19 protein-coding genes and 1 tRNA gene are annotated in these 22,531 nt (G+C 60.7%); 4 read left to right on the top strand and 16 right to left on the bottom strand.

Annotated elements, in window-relative coordinates; translation table 11 throughout:
- Nucleotides 1–57 precede the first annotated feature (57 nt).
- The 14 genes from F6V25_RS08575 to rnr all read right to left on the bottom strand — a co-directional run bounded on the left by F6V25_RS08575 (nt 58) and on the right by rnr (nt 17,041).
- Nucleotides 58–2,112 carry an LPS-assembly protein LptD gene (locus F6V25_RS08575; RefSeq protein ID WP_151128193.1) on the bottom strand — a complete coding sequence of 685 codons (2,055 nt, stop codon included), beginning with the start codon at nt 2,110–2,112 and terminating at the stop codon, nt 58–60.
- Entirely contained in the window at nt 2,112–3,389 is a 1,278-nt protein-coding gene (locus F6V25_RS08580; RefSeq protein ID WP_151128194.1) for a bifunctional folylpolyglutamate synthase/dihydrofolate synthase, read from the bottom strand. The genes F6V25_RS08575 and F6V25_RS08580 overlap by 1 nt, the downstream gene beginning before the upstream one ends.
- A gap of 1 nt (nt 3,390) precedes the next feature.
- Complete coding sequence (accD, locus tag F6V25_RS08585; RefSeq protein WP_151128195.1) at nt 3,391–4,245, bottom strand: acetyl-CoA carboxylase, carboxyltransferase subunit beta; 855 nt, start codon at nt 4,243–4,245, stop codon at nt 3,391–3,393.
- 82 nt (nt 4,246–4,327) lie between these two features.
- A complete protein-coding gene (gene trpA, locus F6V25_RS08590) occupies nt 4,328–5,131 on the bottom strand; it encodes a tryptophan synthase subunit alpha (protein ID WP_151128196.1) in 804 nt (267 codons plus the stop codon).
- Nucleotides 5,132–5,160: 29 nt separating this feature from the next.
- Entirely contained in the window at nt 5,161–7,320 is a 2,160-nt protein-coding gene (locus F6V25_RS08595) for a methyl-accepting chemotaxis protein (protein WP_246167003.1), read from the bottom strand.
- A 268-nt stretch (nt 7,321–7,588) separates the two neighbouring features.
- Complete coding sequence (locus tag F6V25_RS08600) at nt 7,589–8,089, bottom strand: LEA/WHy family protein (RefSeq protein WP_151128198.1); 501 nt, start codon at nt 8,087–8,089, stop codon at nt 7,589–7,591.
- Nucleotides 8,090–8,097: 8 nt separating this feature from the next.
- Nucleotides 8,098–8,748 carry a transglycosylase SLT domain-containing protein gene (locus F6V25_RS08605; protein WP_151128199.1) on the bottom strand — a complete coding sequence of 217 codons (651 nt, stop codon included), beginning with the start codon at nt 8,746–8,748 and terminating at the stop codon, nt 8,098–8,100.
- 238 nt (nt 8,749–8,986) lie between these two features.
- Nucleotides 8,987–10,042, bottom strand: coding sequence for a cytochrome d ubiquinol oxidase subunit II (gene cydB, locus F6V25_RS08610; RefSeq protein ID WP_151128200.1), 1,056 nt, complete (start codon nt 10,040–10,042; stop codon nt 8,987–8,989).
- Nucleotides 10,043–10,045: 3 nt separating this feature from the next.
- On the bottom strand, nt 10,046–11,392 hold the full coding sequence (locus F6V25_RS08615) for a cytochrome ubiquinol oxidase subunit I (RefSeq protein ID WP_151128201.1): 1,347 nt from the start codon (nt 11,390–11,392) through the stop codon (nt 10,046–10,048).
- A gap of 188 nt (nt 11,393–11,580) precedes the next feature.
- The gene (locus F6V25_RS08620; RefSeq protein ID WP_151128202.1) at nt 11,581–11,985 is read right to left on the bottom strand and encodes an RrF2 family transcriptional regulator; all 405 of its coding nucleotides are present in this window, start codon (nt 11,983–11,985) and stop codon (nt 11,581–11,583) included.
- Between the two features lie 120 nt (nt 11,986–12,105).
- The gene (locus F6V25_RS08625; RefSeq protein WP_151128203.1) at nt 12,106–13,194 is read right to left on the bottom strand and encodes a 6-phosphofructokinase; all 1,089 of its coding nucleotides are present in this window, start codon (nt 13,192–13,194) and stop codon (nt 12,106–12,108) included.
- Between the two features lie 114 nt (nt 13,195–13,308).
- A complete protein-coding gene (gene tatC, locus F6V25_RS08630; RefSeq protein ID WP_151128204.1) occupies nt 13,309–14,172 on the bottom strand; it encodes a twin-arginine translocase subunit TatC in 864 nt (287 codons plus the stop codon).
- A gap of 97 nt (nt 14,173–14,269) precedes the next feature.
- Nucleotides 14,270–14,443, bottom strand: coding sequence for a twin-arginine translocase TatA/TatE family subunit (locus tag F6V25_RS08635; protein ID WP_151128205.1), 174 nt, complete (start codon nt 14,441–14,443; stop codon nt 14,270–14,272).
- A 297-nt stretch (nt 14,444–14,740) separates the two neighbouring features.
- Nucleotides 14,741–17,041 (bottom strand): ribonuclease R, encoded by a 2,301-nt coding sequence (gene rnr, locus F6V25_RS08640; RefSeq protein WP_151128206.1) that lies wholly within the window; start codon nt 17,039–17,041, stop codon nt 14,741–14,743.
- A 207-nt stretch (nt 17,042–17,248) separates the two neighbouring features.
- Here rnr and F6V25_RS08645 point away from each other — a divergent pair, with 207 nt between their 5' ends.
- Nucleotides 17,249–18,211, top strand: coding sequence for an NADPH:quinone reductase (locus tag F6V25_RS08645; RefSeq protein WP_151128207.1), 963 nt, complete (start codon nt 17,249–17,251; stop codon nt 18,209–18,211).
- A gap of 199 nt (nt 18,212–18,410) precedes the next feature.
- Here F6V25_RS08645 and msrA read toward each other — a convergent pair whose 3' ends face one another.
- Complete coding sequence (gene msrA, locus F6V25_RS08650; RefSeq protein ID WP_151128208.1) at nt 18,411–18,878, bottom strand: peptide-methionine (S)-S-oxide reductase MsrA; 468 nt, start codon at nt 18,876–18,878, stop codon at nt 18,411–18,413.
- Nucleotides 18,879–18,927: 49 nt separating this feature from the next.
- The gene (locus F6V25_RS08655) at nt 18,928–19,674 is read right to left on the bottom strand and encodes a YebC/PmpR family DNA-binding transcriptional regulator (RefSeq protein ID WP_151128209.1); all 747 of its coding nucleotides are present in this window, start codon (nt 19,672–19,674) and stop codon (nt 18,928–18,930) included.
- A gap of 121 nt (nt 19,675–19,795) precedes the next feature.
- Between F6V25_RS08655 and F6V25_RS08660 the strand changes: the two genes are divergently transcribed.
- From F6V25_RS08660 to F6V25_RS08670, 3 genes are all read left to right on the top strand, one after another.
- Nucleotides 19,796–20,173: a hypothetical protein gene (locus F6V25_RS08660; protein WP_246167004.1), complete on the top strand. Its 378-nt coding sequence runs from the start codon at nt 19,796–19,798 to the stop codon at nt 20,171–20,173.
- 54 nt (nt 20,174–20,227) lie between these two features.
- Nucleotides 20,228–20,302: transfer RNA gene (locus F6V25_RS08665), tRNA-Cys, on the top strand.
- Between the two features lie 380 nt (nt 20,303–20,682).
- Entirely contained in the window at nt 20,683–22,455 is a 1,773-nt protein-coding gene (locus F6V25_RS08670) for a DEAD/DEAH box helicase (RefSeq protein ID WP_151128210.1), read from the top strand.
- Nucleotides 22,456–22,531: the final 76 nt, after the last annotated feature.

Consider the following 22,531-nt stretch of genomic DNA (forward strand, 5'->3'; position numbering starts at 1 on the left):
CTTACTTTTTAATTCATCTTCGCCATGGTTGTCAAGAAAAAATATGCCGGTCCCTGATCATTTGCTCGCCATCAATCCTTCCAGGTTGAAACCGAAGTGGAAGGAGAAGTGACTTCCCGGCCGGTCGCCGATGGAAACGTTGACGCTCCAGCACTTTTGACGGTATTCCACGCTGTAGACCGATTCGAGAAAACCGGGGCGGTCGAAGGAATAGCGGGTGGTATAGCCAAGGGTCCACGGGGTGAAAAACTTGGTGGCCAGCTTGCCCTCCAGGTATTCCACCTGATTGCGGGCCATGCGGTAGCTCAGGGCGGCGCTGTTCCCCTGCTTGTCGTCCAACTCCACCCCCGGCGCTGTGCTGGAGAAACGCTTGTCGTAGAGGTTGTAACGGGCGTCGATGGTGAACTTTGCCTGGGGATGCAGCCAGGTCTCCGATTGCAGGGTCAGGTCGGTCCAAGGGCGGTTGGCGTCCACCATGGTCAGCAGGTCGCGCCGCGTGCCCCCCGCGCTGTACCCCTGGGTCAACCTGATGAGGGAGATGTCGCGATAGGTGGTGGTGTCGCCCGTCTGGAATTTGCCCCCCAGAAAGCTGGTCACGGAGGCTGAGATGATGTTCTGCCCCACGAGGCGGTCGTTGTAGTCGTAGAAGGGGAGCCGGGACTGGTCGTGGTTCGGTGCGTAGGTGTAGGATATCTCCGGGGTGATCTCATGGCGCAGTTTTTTGAGGGATGTGCCGCCTATGTCATAGACCCGGCTGACGGATGTGGCGGCGCGGGCGCCGAGTTCGGGCAGCAGGTCGCCGTCGTTTTCCTTTGTGGTGCCGCCGGGGCTGTCCTGGGTGGTGTAGCCGCGCACGTGCAGGCCGGCATAGGCCGAGGCGTTCAGGTAGCCGGGCAGGCCGGTCACGTAGGTGAGGCGCGGAAAGGCGGTCAGACGCTGGCCGGTGGGATCGACCTCGCGGTACAGGTTGGCGACGCTGGAGTCCAGGTCGAAATAGACCGGAATCGAAGGAATCTGCTGGCGAACCCCGGCCAGGGAAACCTCCGGGAGCGTCTGGAGCGTATGGCTGTTGTCCGCGGCGTACAGGTCTTCGGCGAAGCGCAGGTAACCGGAGAGGGCATAATTCTGCCAGGTTTTCAGGGCGTTGACGACGGTGTCGTTGGACTGGCGGTTGTAGTCGCCGCTCTTTTCACCGAAATCCCCCTGGAAGCTCCGGTCACTGTCCAGGTTGATATCCGCCCGTACGTTCATGGTCGGGGAGAATATTTCCTTGTGGTTGAGGTTCATCTGGCCCCGCCAGCGATCCTTCAAAAGGTCGTAGATCAGGTAGCCCCCGAAACGCCCTTCGCTCCCCCTGTTCCAGATATAGCGGTAATCGACCCCGGTGCCGACGCCGCGCTTGGTTTCGAAATCCAGGTCCAGCACCAGATCCTGGCTGGGGGAGATGACCAGGTAGAGCGGGATGTCCAGTTGAGCGCCGCGATTGCTGGAGTAGCCCATGCGGGGAAAGAGGAGCCCCGTCTTGCGTTCCCGCACCACCGGAAACGCCATCCAGGGGAGGTAGAGCACCGGCACGTCCTTGATGTAGAAGGTCACCCCCCGGCCGATGGCGTATCCCAGCAGGTTGACCTTGAGGTGGTCAGCGCCGAATTTCCAGCTTGGATCGGGGAGGTCGCAGGTGGTCAGCTCGGTGGTGGTGAGTTCCACTTCGTTATCGTTGATCCGGGTGATCTTCTCGCCGACAAAGGTGACGTTGGATGTGGTGGAGTTGAGTGTGCCTTTTTCCAGTTCACCCCGGCCGGTGTCCATATCCAGCTTGATGGAGTTTCCCCGTAGGGTCTCGTCCCCCTTGACGACGAGGACGTTGTCGGTGGCGTTCAGCACCCTGGTCTTGCGGTCGTAGGTCGCCTTGTCCGCGGTGAGGGTCATCCCCTGCCACCTGATGGTGACGTGGCCGGTGGCGGTGAACACCTCGTTGGCCGTGTCCTGGCTCATGCTGTCGGAGTTGATGGAGATGTTGCCTTCGGTCGGCATGGGGACCGCCCCAAGGGACGGAGTCGCGGGGAGCACGACCAGGCAGATCAGCAGTATGAACAGGCGTGTGTGGGTCACTAGCCGCGTATCCCTTCGAAGTGTTGTCCGGCGAGCCACGCCTTGGTCTCGCCGACCGTGAACAGCGATCCGCACACCAGGATCAGGTCGTTCGCCCCCGCCTCGCGGCGGGCCGTTTCTATGCCGTTGCCGACGCTCCCGCAGACCGTGGCCCGGAAGCCGAGCCCGCCCAGAATGCCGGCCAGGGCGTCGGCATTCATCGCCCGCTCCACGGCGGGGGAGACGGTGTAGGCCTGGTGGACCTTGCCCGCCAGGGGCGCGAATATGGCCGGGACATCCTTGTCGGACATGACGCCGGTGACCAGGAGCAGCCTCCGGTAGTGGTAATCGTCGAGCGCCTCGGCCAGGGCGGCGGCGCCGGCCGGGTTGTGGGCCCCATCCAGCAGCAGGGGGGGAGGGCCCGGGATCAGTTCCATGCGGCCGGGCCAGCGGGCGGCGCCGATGCCTGTCGAGAGGGCATCCGTGGCGATGGTGATCCCGGCGGCGCCGAGCGCCTCGGCAGCGGCCAGGGCCAGGGAAGCGTTGTGCGATTGATAGCGCCCCGGAATGCCGGGGATCAGGTGGGACAGCTCCGTGCCGAGGCCGTAGTAGTCGAGGGAACCGTCGCCTCCCCAGGAGGCGCGAAAGTCATCCCCCTCGTGGATGAACCGGTTGCCTCCTCCGGCGCAGACCCGCCGGATCACCTCCAGGGCCTCGGACGGTTGGCGGGCGGCGACCACCGGGGTCCCCGGTTCGGCGATGGCGCTCTTTTCCGCGGCGATGTGGGCGAGGGTTGCCCCCAGATAATCGCAGTGGTCCAGGGCAATGGGGGTAATGACGGTCATCAGGGCGGGGATGACGGCGGTGGCGTCCGATCTCCCCCCCATGCCCGCCTCCATGACCGCCACCTCGGCCCGCTCTTCGGCAAAACAGAGGGCGGCCAGGGCGGTGACGATCTCGAAGAAGGTCGCCTCTGCCGGGGCCGCAGCCAGAACCGTGGCGAGGAGCGTTTCCAGGCGTTCCCGGGTGGGCTCCTCGCCGTTGATGCGGAAACGTTCGCTGAAGTTTACCAGATGGGGAGAGGTGAACAGGGCGGTGCGCAGTCCCGCCGCGCCGAGTATGGCGGCGAGAAAGGCCGAGGTGGAGCCTTTGCCGTTGGTGCCGACCACATGGATGCTGCGGAAGGAGCGCTCCGGGTGCCCCAGGCGCTCCAGAATGAGCCGGACCCGGTCCACGCCGGGACGAATGCCGAAGCGCCGCCGGGCGTAGAGTTTCTCAAGTATGCCGGCCAGGGACATCTCAGGCAGCGGAGTGGTGGAGCATTTTCAGGATCGAAGCCAGCTTGGGGCGCATCTCCATGCGGGGAATGATCGCATCCACCATGCCGTGGTCCAGCAGGTACTCGGCCCGCTGAAACCCTTCCGGCAGCTTCTGGCGGATGGTCTGCTCGATGACACGGGGCCCGGCAAAGCCGATCAGGGCCTTGGGCTCGGCGATATTCAGGTCCCCCAGCATGGCGAAGCTGGCGGTGACGCCGCCGGTGGTGGGATCGGTCAGGATGGAGATGAAGGGGATGCCCGCCTGTTTCAGTTTGGCCAGGGCGGCCGAGGTCTTGGCCATCTGCATGAGCGACAGGATGCTCTCCTGCATGCGCGCGCCACCCGAGGCGGAGATGATGAGCACCGGCTGGCGCTGTTTGAGGCCGCGCTCGATGGAGCGGGTGATCTTTTCCCCCACCACGCTCCCCATGCTTCCCCCCATGAAGGCGAAATCGAAGCAGGCTACCTGCACGCCGATTCCCTCGATGGCCCCCTCGACACAGATGACGGCATCTTTCGACCCCCCCTTGGCCAAGGCGGCATCGATCCGCTCCTGATAGCTCTTGGCATCCTTGAAGTCGAGAAAGTCCACCGATTTCATGTCGGCGTCATACTCCTGCCAGGTTCCGTTGTCCAACAGGATCTCCAGGCGCTTGCGGGCCGGGATGCGGTAGTGGTGGCCGCACTTGGGACAGACGTTGAGGTTGTTCTCGATCTCTTTGCCCAAAATGGTTTCCGAACATCCCTGGCACTTGACCCACATTCCCTCGGGAACCTTGACCTTCCTTTCCGTGTGCTTTTCTATCCCTGCCTTATCCCGATTGAACCAGCTCATAATAAACCTCGCGATCTGTTGAAAACGTACTGAAGTGAATGGGGGTGGTAGCAAAAATGCGGCGGCCTGTCAAGCGCACATCTCAGGCTGGGCCGGGAGAAATGGCCTTTTTCAGCTCGCCGACCAGCCGGCGCAGTTCGCTTTTCAGCTTGGCGCCGGAATGCTGCTCGAACAGCTTGACGATGGCGCTGCCGACGACGATGCCGTCGGCCATTGCCGCCACCTGGGCGGCCTGTTCCGGGGTGGAGATGCCGAACCCGGCCATGACCGGCAGGCGGATCTTTTTGCGCACCTTGGCCAGTTCGGTCGCCAGGGTGGCGGAGGTCTGCTGGCGCATGCCGGTGACCCCGGTGACGGTGACGTAATAGACGAAACCGCGCCCCAGCTTGTCCACGGTGGCGATACGCGACTTGTCCGAGGTCGGGGTCAGGAGGAAGATGACGTTCAGCCCGCTCGGAGCGGCATGGCGGAGAAATTCGCCGGACTCCTCGGGGGGCATGTCCACCAAAAGAACGCCATCCACGCCCGCCTGCGCGGCGTCGCGGCAAAAACGCTCGTAGCCGTAGGCATGGATGGGGTTGAGATAGCCCATGAGGATGATCGGTATGTCCTGTGAGGTCCTCACCTTTGTTACGGTGGCGAGAATCCCCTCCAGGGTGGTGCCGGCCGCCAGGGCGCGTTCGGACGAGAGCTGAATGGTCGGCCCATCGGCCATGGGGTCGGAAAAAGGAACCCCCAGTTCGATGATATCCGCGCCGGCATCCGCCAGCAGGTGGATCACCGCTTCGGTGGTGCCCAGGTCCGGGTCGCCGGCGGTGACGAAGGTCACCAGCGCTTTGTCGTTATGTTCGCCCAGTGTGGCGAGTCGTTGGGTAAGTCGGTCCATGATGTTGCAGTCTCCGGGGTGGTATGCGGCTAGATTTTGAAACCGTCCATCTCTTTTTCCAGCAGGTCGATCTGCTTGGAAAGGCTGGTGACGGCTTGTTCCATGAGATCGGCGGCCTTGGCGTTGGTGGTGGAGGAAAGCTGGATGTTGCCGACCGCCTTGAGGATCTGGGCGCTGTTGAGGCCTTGGGAACGGCAGGCATCGCGGATCTGATCGACCATGGAGGTCATGTCTTCGGTGGAACGGGCGATCAGGCTGCTGGCGCGGCTCTGTTCGCGGGTCGAGGTACGCACGTGGACGGTCAGGTCATTCATGCACTCTACCGCCGATGAGATCAGGTCGCTCCCCTTGGTGTGTTCCCGGGCCGAGGTGGCGATATGACCGACCATCTCCTCCACGCTGGTCATGGCTTCCTTGATGCTCTGGCTGCCCCGCGCCTGTTCGACGGTGGCGCGTGCGATCTCCCGTGTCTGGATGCTGGCCTTCTGGACGCCGCTGACGATCTTTTCCAGGGCGGTGCCGGAACGCTGGGAGAGCTTCTCACCCTCCGAAATATAGTGCTCCGCCAGGCCGATCGCTTCGACCGCGCGCAGGGTTTCGTTCTGCACCCCCTTGATGACGGCGGCTATCTCCCGGGTGGAACTGCTGGTCCGTTCGGAGAGTTCGCGAATCTCGTCGGCCACCACCGCGAACCCCTTGCCGTGTTCTCCGGCCTGGGCGGCGATGATGGCGGCGTTGAGGGCCAGCAGGTTGGTCTGCTCCGCCACCTCATCGATGACCGAGAGTATGGCGCCGATGTCGTTGGCCTTGACGGACAGGTTCTCAATGACCTCGGCGGTGATGTGGGACGAGCGGCGGATGTCCTGCATGCCGGCTATGGCCTCTTCCACCGCCTGCTTGCCGGTTTCTGCGTCGTTCTTGACCCCCTCGGAGATGGCCGAGGCGTCCATGGCGCTCTTTTCCACCTGCTTGATGGTGGCGTCCATCTCGGCGACGGAGGAGGCGGTGGTGCTGGAGGCGTCCAGCAGATTGGCGATGCTGACGTCGATCTCCTTGATGGAGGTGGCCATCTCGATGATCGACGAACTGACCTCGTTGACTGTAACCCCCAGCTTGTCGGCGTTTATGGCCACTTCCTCAATGCTGGCCGCCATCTCCAGGATCGAGGAGGAGGTCTCCGAGGTCGAGACGGCGAGCTTGTCGATGTCGTTGGAAATGTCCTGGATCGATATGTTGATGAGTTCCACCGCCTGGGAGGTTTCCGCGACCGTTTCCTCCTGGAGCTTGGCGGAGTTGACCACTTGGCGGGAGGCCTTCTCGATGTTGTTGTCGATGGAGGTGAGCTCATCGGAGGCGGTCGTGACCCGGGAAACCATATTTTGCAGGTTCTCGGCCATGGTATTCATGGTTACGGCCAGGGCACCGATCTCGCCCCCGGCCTTGGTTTCGAGACGGGTGTCGAGCTTGCCGGCCGCCACGGTGCCGGCAAAAACAACGCACGCCCGCAGGGGTCTGGTGATGGACAGGGTAATCAGGTACGAGAGCAGGGCGATCAGGGAGATCACCACGAGACCGACGATGGCGGTCGTCATGATCTTGAGCGCGATGCTGGTAGCCACCCGTTGTTCGGCGGCGTTCACGTCACGGTGGAGGGTTTCCACCATGGCCGCGACGGTGGTGCTGAAGCTGTTGAAACGCTGCGTCTGAAGGCCGGTCATGAGGTAACTGGCCTTGAGCACGTCCCCCTTTTCGGCGGCGGGCAGGACCTCGTTCAATAGCGTTTTCTTGTAATCGGACCAGATGGTGTAGGCCTTGTTGATGGTCTCCCGTTCCTCGGACGAGTTCACCGACTTCTGGACAACGCCGAATTTGCTGTCGATATCACGGGTGAGTCGCTTCACGGTCGTAACGATCTTGTCGATGGCGGCGACATCGGTTTCCAGCATGAAGTTCTGCATCTCGTTGCTGATCTGGTAGAGGTCGGACTTGAGGAGGGCGATATTTTCGAGGGCGTTGTTGTTGGCCTGGATGGTCCGGTAGGTCGCTCCCCCGATCCTGACCTCGTTGAGGAGCAGGATGCTGAGAATGGCCACAAGCAGGATGCCGGAAAAGGCCGCCGTCGAGAGCAGCATCATCTTGGCGCGCAGGCTGAAACCGTTGCCGCTGGTCGGATTCAATGGGGTCTCCACGTTGTGCAAGCTCCTTGCTCTGCGAAGTTTATGGTTGAAACGCCAAGGGGATGTTCGCGGTCCGCCGCCTTTTCGTCGGTTCGTGTCCCGTGCGGTTCGTCGTGGGAAGTACGGGTACGAACTAACCATACGGGGCACGCATTACCGTGCGGCGGCCCGTGCGCATACTGGCAGCATGGGGAAATCCGGCCAACTATAGCAGAGCACGCGCTTTCATATCAAGCAAAAACGCCCGAAAACCGCTGCGCGGCACGCTTCCGGCAGGTTTTCAGCGCAGGCCCCGCAGGAGGTCCCTGATGCGGTCCAGGTAGGTGTCGGGCCGGTATGCTTCCGGCAGGGAAAGGGTGCTGTCGCTGACGACCGGGATGATCATCTCCCCCAGGGGAGTGGCCAGCTGCAGGCGGGCCTCCAGGCGGTAGGGAATCTTGTCCGGGTCGGGCCGGCGCTTGAGGATCTCGATCAGGTCGTTGTACCGTATCCGCACCGGAAGGCGCAGCTCCGTCTCCCCGCCCGCCGGAAAGGCGACGGTCCGTTGGAGGCCGCCGGCGGCCAGCGGCAGGGCCATGACCCGGAGGTCGTAGGTATATCCCAAGAGCGAGATGTCGAAAGAGTTGGGGTTTGTAACCCCCAGGTAGCATTCCATGTCGAAGCCTGTGGTGTCCAGACCGACGATATTCGTACGTTTGATTGCTACCTGGGGGTCCTTGACGAAGGCGGCGCAGGCCGTCAACAGAAGAACCGCGATGGAGAGGGTGATGAGACGTCCCATGGCTGTCATCAGGGGGTTTTGGTGCCGGACTCTTCCATGGCGAGACGTTCGGTCTGGTGCTCCAGTTCGGCCAGCATCTCCTGGCGGACGTGCCGGATCTTTCTCAGATAGGCATTGGCCTGGGGGCCTTGGCCGCAGTAGAGCTTTTTAGCCCGTTCCAGATTTCCTGCGGCGACTTCCAGCTTGGTGAACAGTTCGCGGACAGCGGCTTCGGCGCACTTTTCATCGTTCTCCATGTCCTGGGGGGTGTAGCCGTGACTTCTGGCCCGCTGCGGCATGAGTTGCCACACGCCAACCGCTCCCTTGGAAGAAACGGCCACCGCGGAGAGGCGGCTTCCGCCGGTCTCGGCCAAGGCGATCTCGGCCAGGTCGAAGGGCATGAAAGGCGTGCTGAGTGTTTTGGTAAAACAGAGGGCTGCCAGTTGGCGCGCTCGTTGAGGGGTTGTGCGGCGGGTGAAAGCGGCTTCTATGGCGCTGACCTGACGCTTGCGTTCGCTCATGGAGATGCCTTTCTCCAAGAGGCTCTTGATCTCCCGGTCCAGCGGAGATTCGATGGGAGTGGTGACGACAGCAGCCTGCGGCTCCGCTTTTTTGATCGGAGTGTTTTCGCAGCCTGCGAGCACCAGCAGGCATGTTAAGCAGAGTAGTTTTTTTCGCATAAGAAAGAGTGGGGTCGGTTGTATCGGCTTTGCCGGAATGGCGTACACGCCTGGAAGTGTTGTCGGGGGGCTCCGGCTGGGTGCTCCTTTCTCGCTGTAGTTACCCTGAAACGCCAAAGTCCCGGTTGGCCGGGACTTTGGTTCGTTGCTCAAGGTACGTAATACTTATACTTCACGATCGTCGATTTGTCAAGCCGAGGGGGGGCTGTTGAGCTATATCAGCATGTTATGTGCCGATTTAGTACGCATCATGGCTTCCCAATACGTCCTCGTTGCTGACGGGTGCCCTGAAGATCCGGTACACCCAGATCTTGTAGGCGATGACGGTCGGGACGAAGATCAGCGCCACCACGGTCATGATCTGCAGGGTTAGCAGACTGGAGGAAGAGTTGAAGATGGTCAGGTTGGAGGCCGGGTCGATACTGGAGGGGATCAGGTTGGGGAACAGCCCCGTCACACCGGTAAAGACCACGAAGACAATGGTCAGGCACGAGAAGGTGAAGGCCTTGTAGCACTCGCCTTTTGCGGCAAAGAGCTTGACCAGGAGGAGCGAAACCACGGCAATGACCGGAATGATCAACAGTACCGGGGCCTTGAGGAAGTTGCCGTACAGCTTGGTGGCCGGATAGGTGTAGCCTAAGAAGACGACCGCAACCACCAGGAGCGGCAGCCAGAGTTTGTTGGCCAGGGCGGCAGCTCGCTTGCTCAGGTCGCCGGTGGTCTTGATGGCGGCGTAGAGCGAGCCGTGCACGGCAAAGAGCAGGACGAACAGCACGCCGGTCACCAGGCCGTAGGGGTTGAGCAGGCCGATCAAGGTGCCGTCATAGGTGAAATTTATTGCGGCGAAATCGTTCTTCATGGGGATACCCTTGAAGATGTTGCCGAAGGCCACCCCGAACAGCAGGGCCGGAAGGAAGCTGAAAACGATGATGGCCTTGTCCCAGGCCCCCTTCCAGGCGGCACTTTCCAGTTTGCCCCTGAATTCGAAGGAGACGCCGCGCACGATCAGAGAGAACAGAAGCAGCAGCAGGGCCGAGTACAGGTTGCTGAACATCAGGGCATAGGTGGTGGGGAAAGCCGCAAAGGTGGCGCCGCCCGCGGTAACCAGCCAGACCTCGTTGCCGTCCCATACCGGGCCGACCGTGTTGATCAGGACCCGTTTTTCGGTATCGTTTTTGGCCAGGAATCCCGATATGAAGCCGGTGCCGAGTACAAAGCCGTCGAGCATGAAATAGACCGCCCACAAAACGCCCCACAGTACGAACCAGATGGTCTGGAATACGGAGATGTCCATAGTTTATGCCCTCCCCTGAACGTTGATGATAGTGGAAATATTCTTGTCCGGCCCTTTTTTGGCGTATTTTATCAACAGGAAGATGTCGATGGCGCCCAACAGGCCGTACAGGACGGTGAAGCCCAAGAGGGATAGGGCCACCTGGGTGGTGGAGATGGACTTGGAAACCGCGTCGGCGGTCTTGAGCACGCCGTAGACGATCCAGGGTTGGCGCCCCAGTTCGGCGACGAGCCAGCCGAACTGCTCAGCCAGGTAGGGGGCCGGGATGGCGAACACCATGAGCGTCAGGAACCAGCGCTGCTGCTCCAGGTTCTGTCTGCGCGACAGGAAGATCGCCACCAGGCTGGCGAGGATCATGAAGCTACCCAGGCCGACCATGAGGCGGAAACTGAGGAAGGTCGGGGTAACCATGGGACGGAGTTCCTTGGGGAAATCCTTGAGCCCTTTGATTTCGGCGTTCGGATCGTGAAAGGCCAACATGCTGAGGGCGTTGGGTACGCAGAGCGCTTCCACGGAGTTGCACTCCTGGGCCACGTTCGGCAGGATCAAGAGGTTCATGCCGACACCCCGCTTGGTTTCCCATTGGGACTCCATGGCGGCGAACTTGGTCGGTTGGGTCTTGGCGATCTCCACGGCGTGGAAGTCCCCGGTCAGGGCAACGCCGAGGGAGGCGACAAAGGCCCAGACCGCGGCCAGTTTGAAGGAACGTTTGAAAAAGTCGTTCTCGTTGTTGCGCAGCAGATGCCAGGCGGAAACCCCCATAATGAGGAATGCGGCCAGGGCATAACCCGAGAGCAGGGTGTGGGTGAATTTGATCCAGCCGTAGGGGTTGAGCAGAACCGTCAGGAAGTTCTCCATCTCGGCCCGGTTGTTACGCAGCACGTAACCGACCGGTTTCTGCATCCAGGCGTTGGCCAGGAGGATGATCAGGGCTGAGATGTTGGTGGCGACCGAGGCCAGCCAGATGGCGGTCAGGTGGGCCTTCTTGGAGACCTTGTTCCAGCCGAAGATCCAGACGCCGATGAAGACCGATTCGAGGAAGAAGGCGAAGGTCGCCTCAATGGCCAGCGGTGCACCGAAGATATCGCCCACGTAGCGGGAATATTCGGACCAGTTCATGCCGAACTGGAACTCCATGGTGATGCCGGTCACGACGCCCAGGGCAAAGTTGATCAAAAACAGTTTGCCCCAGAATTTGGTCATGCGGAGCCACATCTCATCCCCGGTGGTCACATACTTGGTCTCCATCCAGGCGGTCAGGATCGAGAGGCCGAGCGTCAGGGGGACGAAAATCCAGTGGAACATGCCGGTTGCCGCGAACTGCAGCTGACTGAGGGTTAGTACGTCCATACTTCCTCCTTGCTAAGATAGTGGTGCTGTGAGGTGTTTTCTCGAGGCAAATCGTAATTTGGTGTAATCAAACTGTTATTTGCCAGTCTATAACTTTTTATTTGAAATGCAATCCTTTTATGAATAAAAAGACCCTAATTGTCCTATTTTGGACAAAATTTTTTTGGCCGGGGCCGAAAGGGCGAAGATTACCCTTCAGCCAACTCTTTCAGCGTGACCTTGTCAAGGATGCCCCGGACCTGGGATTGTACGTTCATCCATACCGGGTGCACGTTGCAACTGCTGCTGCGATCGCAATCTATTCCGTTGATGACACATCTGTTGGGGATGATCGGGCCCTCTACGGCCTCGACCACGTCCAAGAGGGTGATCTTGTCCGCCGGGCGGCCGAGGATGAAGCCGCCGCCGGTGCCGCGGTATGATTTGACCAGCCCGATTTTGCTGAATTGCTGGAAGATTTTGGCAAGAAAGGTAGGGGGGACGTCAACTGCCGCGGCGATGTCGCTCAGCAGGCAGACTTGATCGGTAGGGCGGGATGCCAGATAGACAATACCGCGAATTGCATATTCACCCTTGCGGGTAAGTTCCATCATGGGATACAACCTCAAGAAGACTTTTTTTATCTTTTTATGGTTTTTTCCGTTGTTTGTCAACAGAATTTTTTGTGGGCATTCCGACGGGGCTGCTCGTGTCGCGCGGCTGACGAGTCGGGGTCAGCGTCCGAGCATGATGCCCAACTCTTCGGCGGTTTGCACGATCTCCCCGGTGGGGTCCACCAGCTTCAGGTCGCGAATGGCATCCTCGATGGGGACCGAGGTGATGGCGCGCCCCTTCAGGCAGGCCATGCGCCCGAATTCCCCGGCGGCCACCATCTGCACCGCCTTGGTGCCGAAGCGGCTTCCCAGGGCCCGGTCGAAGGTGGTGGGGGACCCGCCCCGTTGCAGGTGCCCCAGCACGGTGACGCGCACATCCATATCCAGGCACTGTTCGATGCGCTTCGCCACGAACTGCCCGATGCCACCCAGGCGTTCGATGGCCTGGCGTTCGTCCGCCTCGTGGGCCACGACCCTGCTGCCGCCTGCCGGGAAGGCTCCCTCGGCGACCACGACGATGCTGAAATGGCTGCCGCGGGCCGAGCGGCTGCTGACGGCAGAGCAGATGCGGTCGATGTGAAAGGGAATCTCCGGGATGAGGATAACGTCGGCGCCGCCGGCAATGCCCGATTCCAAGGCGATCCAGCCGGCATAGCGTCCCATCACCTCCAGGATCATCACCCGGTGATGGCTCTCGGCGGTGGTGTGCAGCTTGTCCAGGGCGTCGGTTGCCGTTTCCAGGGCGGTGTTGTAGCCGAAGGTGAAATCGGTCTCCCGCAGGTCGTTGTCGATGGTCTTGGGCACCCCCACCACCGGCACCCCCTTTTTGCACAGTTCCAGGGCGATCTTGAGGGAGCCCTCGCCCCCTACGGTCACCAGGGCATCGATACCGAGGGTCTTGATGTTTGCGACGACCGCGTCGGAGCGATCGGCGTGAACGATGACACCGTCCTGTTCCACCGGATAGGAAAAGGGGTTGCCGCGGTTGGTGGTACCCAGGATGGTGCCGCCGCGAGGGAGGATGCCGCGCACGCTTTCCAGGGTGAGCGGCGCGCATTTATCGAGGTTCAGGAGGCCGTCGAAACCGTCCTCGATGCCGATCACCCGCCAGCCGTGGCCGATGATGGCGCTCTTGACCGCACCGCGGATAACGGCGTTCAAGCCGGGACAGTCGCCGCCGCCGGTCAGGATGCCGATAGTTTGCGTCATGGAGAACCTCCCGTGTCTGCCGCAGGGCGGCTATGGAGAATGGTGTGGGGAATATGACCGCACCAGCGGCCGAGGGCGGGAAATGCCGGTCCCCGCCATCGGCCGTGACAGAACCTATGCGGCCGTTGCGCCCTCTTCCGGTTCGGGTGGGGCAATAACCTTTTTCTTGCCGAAGATCAGTGCCACCCAGATGCTGATCTCGTACATCATGTACATGGGGAGCATGATGACGAACATGGTGATGAGGTCGGCGTGGAAGGCGGCTACGATAGCGCTGGCCAGGAGGGCGTATTTGCGCTTGGGGGCCAGAATTTTGTAACTGACGATGCCGAAGCGGGACAGGATCAGGGTCAGGATCGGGAGTTCGAAGATCAGGCCGAAGATCAGGATGAGCCGCAGGCAGAAGTTGATGTAGGAGCTGATGTTGAACCAGCTCTGCAACCCTTCGGCCTCGTAGGAGAGGGAAAAGTTGATGATGACCGGCCAGATCACGATGAGGAAGAACATGGCGCCGATGCAAAAGGTTATCGTGGCTGCGGTGATGAAGGGGATCACCATGCGTCGTTCCTTGCGGGTGAGCCCCGGCGCTATGAACATCCAGAGTTGCAGGAAGACCACCGGCAGGACCAGCACGAACCCGAGCAGCATGGAGATCTTGCACTGGATGAAGAACGGCTCCAGGGGGGCGCTGTAGTTGAGCGGGCGCTTCTTCTCCGGGGCGTTGATCTCCTGGTCCAGCTTGTAGCGGGTATAGAGTTGGGGGGCGCGCTCCTTGACCTTGGCATAGACTATCTTCTTGATCTCGGTCAGGTAGGTCTTGCCGGTCAGGGGCTTTTCCACAAAGGTAAGGACCGGGCCGGAGAAGTTCCAGGCCACGCCCATGCCGATAACCACGGCGACGACGATGATGACAAGCCGCTTGCGCAGTTCAACCAGGTGTTCAATAAAGGGGGCAACTTTTTCTTTGTCTTCGCTCATGGGGTTCTTTCCTACCACAGGGCCACGCGGTTGCGCAACCGCTTTTTGCCGGGCGGGCCGGGCGTCACGCCGGCCGTAGGGGTGATGGTAAACCCGGTTACGACTCTTTCTGGGGGGGGAGCTCGACGGTATCCTTGCCGTCGGCGGCCTTCTTGAAGTTGCTGATGGCCTTGCCGAAGGAGGTGCCGATTTGCGGCAGTTTCCCCACGCCGAATACCAGCATCACGATGGCCGCGATAATAATCAATTCCGGGGTGCCAAAACCAAACATAATCTGTGATCTCCTTTGTATCGGTTTATTACGGCGCAGAAGGCCCCTGGAGAAAGGAAAAATAGCTCCACGGGCCTTCGTGCTGCACGTTTTTTTGGGGGGGGCGGCGGCCTTGTCCCCGGTTGGGCGGACGCCTCTGCCGCCCCTGTTGAACGGTGTGGATTGTTGGGCAAAGCAATTAGGGCAAAACGCGGCAATGCTATACGAAGAACATCCGCAAAGCAAGTGGCATTGTCGGCGCATGCAGGCCTTGAGAGACGGTAGCGCATATGACCAGCCGGAGCGGTAACCGCGGGATCAGCGCCGTTTCCTGCCGCCCCGGCCTTTGCCCGTGCCGGGCGCAGCCCCCTTGGGCTCCACGCCGCCGCCCCGCTTGGGGCCGCTCACCCGCTTGCCTTTGATCGGTATCCGCGGGTACTCCTCGGCCGGCCCGGCGCCGGCCGTGACCTTGGGCGGCGCGGAGGGGGTATGGGCCGCCAGGGTGAACTCGATGCGCCGGGTGGCCGGGGTGACCGCCGCCACCGTGACCCGCGCCTTGTCGCCGATGCGGAAGACGCGCCGCAGCCGGCTGCCCACCAGGGAGTGCTGCTTCTCCTGAAAGGTGTACTGGTCGTCGTCCAGGGTGGAGATGTGCACCAGCCCCTCCACGAACAACTCCTCCAGCTCCACGAAAAAGCCGAAGCCGGTCACCCCGGTGATATAGCCGTCGAACTCCTCGCCCAGATGCTGCTGCATGTACTGGACCTTCTTCATCTCCACCACGTCCCGCTCGGCCTCCATGGCCACCCGCTCCCGCTTGCTGGTGTGCTCGGCCGTCTCCCCCAGGTGTTCGGTGGCGATGGCGAGCTGTTTGCCGCGGCGCTTGTCCTCTTTCTTCTCGTCCAGGGCCAGGATCGCCTTGAGGATGCGGTGCACCACCAGGTCGGGGTAGCGCCGGATGGGGGAGGTGAAGTGGCAGTAGCAGGGGGAGGCCAGGCCGAAATGCCCCAGGTTCTCGGCGGCGTAGCGGGCCTGTTTCATGCAGCGCAGCAGGGCGTAGTTGAGCATGCGCTCCTCGGGCCGCCCCTCGGCCTGGGCCAAAAGCCGCTGCAATTCTGAGGGGTTGACCCGGTCCTCCACCAGGGCGAACTCGTAGCCGAAGCCGTAGATGAACTCCTGGAAGTCGTGGAGCTTGGCCGGGTCCGGGTTCTCGTGGATGCGGTAGAGGAACGGGATCTCCCGGGAGGTGACGAAGGCGGCCACCGCCTCGTTGGCCGCCAGCATGAACTCCTCGATCAACTGGTGGGCCAGGTTGCGTTCGGCCCGGACGATCCCTTCGGTCCGGCCGGTCAGGCCGATGATGATCTCCGGCTCGGGCAGGTCGAAGTCGATGCTCCCCCGTTTCTTGCGCATGGCCATCAGGATCAGGGCCAGCTCCTTCATCTCGCCCAGCATGGGGGCCAGGGGACGGTGCTTGTCCGTCACCTCCGGGTCGTTGTCCACGATGATCTGCTTGACGATGGTGTAGGTCAGGCGGGCGGTGCTCTTGATGACGCTGGGGTAGAAGGCGCTCTCCACCATGCGGCCGGTGGCGTCGAAGAGCATCTCGGCGGTCATGGTCAGGCGCTCCACCTGGGGGTTGAGGGAACAGATGCCGTTGGAGAGCCGTTCGGGCAGCATGGGGATGCAGCGGTCCGGGAAGTAGACCGAGGTGCCGCGCAGATAGGCCTCCCGGTCCAGGGGGCTGCCGGGCGTCACATAGGCGGAGACGTCGGCGATGGAGACCCACAACCGGAAATTGCCCCCCTCCCGGCGCAGGGCGACGGCGTCGTCGAAGTCCCGGGCCGTCTCGCCGTCGATGGTGACGGTGGCCATGCCCCGCAGGTCCACGCGCCCCTTCAACTCCCCTTTGGTAACCGCCTCGGGCACGGCGTCGGCCTCGGCCAGCACGTCGGGGCCGAACTCATGGGGCAGGTCGAAGCGGCGGATGACCGACTGGACCTCCACCTCCGGGTCGTCGGGCCATCCCAGGATCTCCACGATGCGCCCCTCTGCCGGGCGGCCGCCGATCGGGTAGGCGGTCAGTTCGGCCACAACCTGCTGGCCGTCCTCGGCCCTGCCGCGTCCCTTGGGGGGGATGACGACCGCCAGGTTGAGGCGCTGGTCGTCGGAGATGACCACCGCGCCGCGGCGGCTCTCCTCAAAGCGCCCCACGATCCGGGTGGTGGCCCGCTCCACCACGTTCACGATCCGCCCGTCCAGCTTGCTCCCCCCCATGCGGCTCTGGTTGGCGGTCGCCTCCACCAGGTCGCCGTGCAGGGCGTTCTTCATGAACTTGGCCGGGATGAAGATATCCTCGCCGCCCCCCTCGGGCGCAACGAAGCCGTAGCCGTCGCGGTGGACCGAGATCCGGCCGCGCACGGTCTTTACCTGGCCCGGCAGGACGTAGCTGTTGCCCCGCAGGCGGGTCACCTCGCCGTTATCCGCCATCTCCTCCAGCAGGTTCTTCAGTTCGCGCTTCAGGTGGCGGCCGCCGAAGTCGCGCAGCAGGGTCGAGAACAGGACCGCCCCCCCGTATTCCTTGAGGAGCGCCAGAATTTGTTTTTTTGAAACCGTCATAAGTATATCCCATCGTCGTGTGGTAGTTCGTGCGTTATGAGCCGCATGATATGCTTTTTTGCCGCAATTTGCGATACTTTCCTGCTGTTTACCCCCCGGGAACGTCGCTCTGCCCCGCAAGCCCGCTCATTTTTTCCCTTCCCGGCCCGGCGGAGTGAGGTAGAATAGAAAGTATGAAATGACACGTTAGGGAAAGGAGTGGATGGGATGAAAGCGATACGCGTTGCTCAATTCGGGCCTCCCGAGGTCCTGGCGCTGCACAAGGTGGCCGACCTGGAGCCGGGGCCGGGCCAGGTGGTGGTGACGGTCAAGGCTGCCGGGGTCAACCCGGTGGATACCTATATCCGTTCCGGTCAGTACAAACACGCCCCGGAACTGCCCTATACGCCGGGGATCGACGGCGCCGGGGTGATCGCTGCGGTGGGGCCGGAGGTGAAGCATCGCCGGGTGGGGGACCGGGTGTACGTGGCCTGGTCCGTCTCCGGCACCTATGGGGAGCAGGTGCTTTGCACCGAGTTCCAGACCCACCCCCTGCCCGACGGGATCACCTTCAGCCAGGGGGCTGCCATCGGGGTTCCCTACGGCGCAGCCTATCGCGCCCTGTTCCAGCGGGCCCATGCCTGTGCCGGCGAAACGGTGCTGGTGCACGGCGCCAGCGGCGGGGTGGGGCTCGGTGCGGTGCAACTCGCCCGGGCGGCCGGGCTGCGGGTGATCGGCACCGCCGGCACCGACCAGGGGCGGGCGCTGGTACAGGCCCAGGGGGCGCACCTAGTGCTCAATCACCACGAGCCGGGCTATCTGGACAAACTGGCCGGCCTGACCTGCGGTAAAGGTGTGGATGTGATCCTGGAGATGCTGGCCAACGTGAACCTGGCCAAGGACCTGACGGTGCTGGCCACGGGCGGCCGGGTCGCGGTGATCGGCAGCCGGGGCCGGATCGAGATCGACCCGCGGGACGCCATGGGGCGGGAGGCCTCGATCCTGGGGGTCACCCTGTTCAACGCCACGCCCCAGGACCTGGCCTCCATGCATGCAGCATTCGTGGCCGGCCTGGAAAACGGCACCCTGCGGCCGGTGGTGAGCAGGGAACTCCCCCTGGCCGAGGCGGCGGCGGCCCATCACGCCGTCATGGAGGCCAACACCCTGGGCAAGATCGTGCTGATCCCCTGACACAAGTTTAAGAGGTTGTTGAAAAACAGCCATCAGGCCTTCGTCCTCAAAAGCCCTTTCGTGCGGCGTAGCGCTGCTACGCCTCCTCAGGGCTTGTCTCGCGGGTGCGACGATCTGACTATTTTTGAACAACCTGAGTGTTTCGACAGCCTCTTAGAGGCTAAATGGAATGAAAGGGGCGGCCGGAGGGGAGGGGGCGTCAGAACCCGCAGCCGCCCCCCTGCTTTTGGTGATACTTCTGGTGGTACGCCTCCGCTTCCCAGAAGGTGGTGGCGGGGACGATCTCGGTCACGATCCTGCGGCGCAGCCTGCCCGAAAGGTCGAGGCGCTCCAGGGCCGCCTCGGCGGCCTGGCGCTGCTCCTCGGAATGGTAGAAGATGGCCGAGCGGTACTGGTCGCCCACGTCCGGCCCCTGGCGATTCAGTTGGGTCGGGTCGTGGCACTCCCAGAACAGGTCCAGGAGCCGGTCGTAGGTTGTCAATTGGGGATCGAAGGTGATCTCCACCGCCTCGGCATGGCCGGTGGCATGGCTGCATACATCGCCATAGGTGGGGTTTTCGGTGCGGCCGCCCGTGTAGCCGACCCTGGTGGCCACGACGCCGGGCGCATCCATGAATGCGTCTTCCACGCCCCAGAAACAGCCGGCGGCAAAGGTTGCTATCTCCATGCGGCCTCCCAAAAGAAAAGGGGGCCGAAGCCCCCTTGATTGTCTCTGCCTACATATCCAGCTTTTCCATCTCTTCCGCCGAGATGTCGAAGTTGGCGTACACGTTCTGCACGTCGTCGTTGTCCTCCAGCTTGTCCATCAGCTTGAGCATGGTTTCGGCGTGCCTCCCCTCCAACTCCACCTGGGTCTGGGGGATCATGGTGATCTCGGCGCTGACCATCTTGAAGCCCTTGGCCGCCAGGGCCTCCCTGACCTCGATGAACGAGCCCGGCTCGGTCGTGACCTCGATCTGGTCGTCCTGCTCGGCCACGTCCTCGGCGCCCGCCTCGATGGCGGCCTCGAACAACTGCTCGAAATCCACCGAATTGTCGTAGACGATGAGCCCTTTTTTGCTGAACATCCAGGCAACGCAGCCCGCCTCGCCCATGTTCCCGTTGTTCTTGGTGAAGATGCTGCGGATATCGGAGACGGAACGGTTGCGGTTGTCGGTCAGGACCTCCACCAGCACCGCCGCCCCGCCGGGGCCGTACCCCTCGTAGACGATCTCTTCGTAGGTAACCCCTTCCATCCCGCCGGTACCCTTCTTGATGGCCCGGTCGATGTTGTCCTTGGGCATATTCTCGGCCTTGGCCTTATCGACCGCGGTCCGCAGGCGCGGGTTACCGTTGGGGTCGCCGCCCCCCAGTTTGGCGGCAACGGAAATCTCCTTGATCAGCTTGGTGAATACCTTGCCCCTTTTGGCATCCGCTGCGCCCTTTTTGTGCTTGATGGTGCTCCATTTATTATGACCTGACATCCTTCCCACTCCTTCGAAAAAATGTGGTGTAGCTTTTTTTGTTGCTATAAAAAGTGACAGACATTAGCATGGCGACCACGCTACTGTCCAGAGGGAAAAACTGCACAAAGGGGGCAAAAATATGATGCCGATCATATGCTACCTCAGACGATTCGGGCTCCTGTCGCTTGTCACGGTGGCGCTTTTGGCCGGCTGCGCCGGGGTGGATTCCAACACCCGCGACGATGCCTCCACTCTTCCCCCGATCCTGACCCAGGACGAGGTTATCCGTCCCTACGTCAAGATCGGCAGGATTCAAATCACCCGCGAGGTGTTCAAAACCGACGCCCTGAACAATACCGACGTCTACGACTGGGGCACTGCGGCCCTGCGCCGGGAGGCGGCCAAGATGGGGGCGGATGCCATTATCTTCCCCGAGATCAACGGCTCCTATATCATGTCGGTTGTGATACCCTCAACCGAGTACCGCGCCACCGGGGTGGCGATCAAGTTCAAATAAATGGATTGACAGGCCTGAGCTAATTTTATATAAGAAACGTCCACATTTCATCGTGGCGACGTAGCCAAGTGGTAAGGCAGAGGTCTGCAAAACCTTTATTCGGCGGTTCAAATCCGCCCGTCGCCTCCAAACAAATTCAAAGGGTTAGCCTGATCGGCTGGCCCTTTTTTTGTTTGTTGCGGGACGTTTTGTGGAACAACACCCCCCTGCCTGATGGATGTAGCTTATCTGATTATTTGACGCTGTAGCAAAACGACACAAAACGAGGCATCTGGAACTATTCCAGGTGCCTTTTTTCGTATGATAACAGGTTGTTTTGCAAGAGCCCCCGGAATGGTAATTTTATTAACATTTTCGGAATAGTGTTAATATTTTTAACATACTGATATTACAGTTGAATTGTGGACTTTTGTGGCGTAAACATATCTTGCTTCACCCGCAGAATTCATGGGTGATTACCGTTTTTAGGATATTCGTCGTTGAACCAAGAAAAGGAGCTAAACAATCGGATGGCTACCCTCATTCCTGCTTTAAGCACCTGCTTAAAGAAAATGACGCAAGGGGAAAAACGTTTTGCCGGCCGGCTTGAGAGCAAGCTGGATGACGACTATCTCTGCTGGTACAACGTGCCAATTGGCCGGTCAAGCCGCTATCCTGACTTCATTATTCTGCATCCGCAACGAGGGATTATCGTTCTTGAGGTCAAGGACTGGCGGGTTGATTATATCCAGGACATCAGCCCGACAAGTTTCAAACTGCTGATCAATGACGCCGTCAAGGACGAGAAGAATCCCTTTGAACAGGCCCATGAGTATATTACCGAGATTATAAATATCCTTAAGCGTGATCCGCAGTTGGTGTGTGCGGAGAACGGCAAGCTGCTTTTCCCCTGGACGTGGGGTGTTGTCCTTACCAATATCAGCCGCAAGGTTTTCGACCTGCACGAGATGGATAATGTGATTCCGTCCCATCGGGTGATTTGCCAGGATGAAATGCTCGATACGATTGACCCCTTGGTGTTTCAGGAACAGCTTTGGGGGATGTTTACCTACCACAACAAGGGGATGCTGACCCTTCCACAGATAGAACGTGTCCGCTGGCATCTCTTCCCTGAAATACGCATTCCTTACAAACAGGCATCTCTTTTCGATTTCCAGGACGGTGCGGATATAACACCACCGGATATTATCAAGGTGATGGATTTGCAGCAGGAACAACTTGCCCGGAGCCTGGGGGAAGGCCACAGGGTGATTCATGGCGTGGCGGGTTCCGGCAAGACGCTGATCCTGGGGTTCAGGGCGGAGTATCTGGCGCAGGTCTGTTCACGGCCGATTCTGATTCTTTGTTACAACAAGGTTCTTGCCCGGCGTCTGGAAGAGTTGATGGAATCACGGGGACTCGGGGCAAAGGTGCAGGTGCGCCATTTCCACAAGTGGTGCCGGGACCAGTTGAACGCTTTCCATGTGGGGCTGCCGGCAAAAGGTCTGAGCGACGATGAATTTAGCGATGAGTTGGTGGATGCGGTAATTCGCGCGGTGGATAGTAAACATATCCCGGCAGGCCAGTATGATGCGGTGTTGATTGACGAGGGGCACGATTTCCGGCCGGAGTGGTTGAAGCTCATTGTGCAGATGGTGAATCCGCGCTCAAATTCCTTGCTGGTGCTGTACGATGACGCACAGTCTATCTACAACAAGAAGAAACGTGGGTTCAGCTTTAAGAGTGTCGATATTCAGGCGACGGGGCGCACAACGATCCTAAAGGTGAATTATCGAAATACCAAGGAGATCCTTGATTGTGCGACGCGGTTTGCCCAGGGGCTTCTGATAGCGCAGGATTCGGACGATGATTCAATCCCGCGTATTGCGCCGATTTCAGGCGGTGAGAGCGGGGAAAAGCCGATCTTGATCAAGCTGCCGACCTTGAAGGATGAGGTGGATTATATTGTCGCCAAGCTGAAAGAGGCGCACCAGCAGGGGCACGAGTGGAAAGACATGGCGGTTTTATTCCGGCATTGGAAGCCAATGGGGGAAGAAATTTGCAATGCGATGTTTAAGGCCGGAATTCCTGTTAGTGGGAAAAAAACTATTCAGTTTAGCGCCAGCGCAAAAAGTGTATCGTTTTTGTCGTACAACAGCAGCAAAGGGCTTGAGTTTCCCCTCGTGGCGATTCCGGGGGTTTGTTTTCCGTCAGAGGGATCAAAGGCGGATGAAGCAGAGGCGCAGCTTCTGTATGTGGCTATGACGCGGGCGACGAAACAGTTGATTATGACGGGTAAGTGATCGTATTTTCTAGACCCCGTGTTACTTTGAAAGAAACCAAAAAGGCCTGTCTCCTTTGCATGGAGGCAGGCCTTTT

Source organism: Oryzomonas japonica, from assembly GCF_008802365.1.
In the GTDB taxonomy this organism is placed as follows: Bacteria; Desulfobacterota; Desulfuromonadia; order Geobacterales; family Pseudopelobacteraceae; genus Oryzomonas; species Oryzomonas japonica.